Source organism: Flagellimonas ochracea (assembly GCF_009903685.1).
Taxonomy (GTDB): Bacteria; Bacteroidota; Bacteroidia; order Flavobacteriales; family Flavobacteriaceae; genus Flagellimonas; species Flagellimonas ochracea.
The window spans coordinates 1-514 of sequence record NZ_JAAABI010000033.1 but is presented as its reverse complement, the minus strand read 5'-3'; the positions used below and the strand labels follow the sequence as shown (position 1 = coordinate 514).

The following is a 514-nucleotide window of genomic DNA, read 5'->3' as shown; positions in this document are numbered from 1 at the left end:
GGTTAAGAAGAGGGTTCATTTGAATTTTGATTTTTGTTGAAAACAGCGAATTCAATATAAGACTGGCCATCATGAAAACCACTACTATCAATACGGTGGCAACCATGGTCTCCATTAGGGTGGATGCCCTTATCTTTTTTAATACATCCATTTCGCGATAGACTTTTCATTTCCAAACAGCAATCCTGAGTACTGTAAAGGCAGCACGCTGGAGTCAATAGACCCGTTGAACAGATGATTTTGGTATACTCCACCTTGTTCCAGGGCAATAAAGTTAGTTGTTGAAACCGAGCCATGAACATCACCTTTTAATTCCAGATTTTTTTCGCAAAATACTTCTCCTTTGATCAAAGCATTTTCGGCAACTGTTATTTGTGGAAAAAAAGACGTTTCGTCAGAATCGTCCAAATAGGCCAATATTCCATTGATGATAGCATTACCTTGAACATGGATTCCGAAGCTATTACTCACCTTTCGATTTGGTGTTTCCTTGCTTTCTACCACCAAGGCCGAG

The 514-nt window shown here is 39.5% G+C and carries 1 pseudogene; it reads right to left on the bottom strand.

The features are described 5' to 3' along the window. Nucleotides 1–138 precede the first annotated feature (138 nt). Nucleotides 139–514, bottom strand: a pseudogene (locus tag GTQ34_RS16630) (hypothetical protein); the annotation flags it as partial.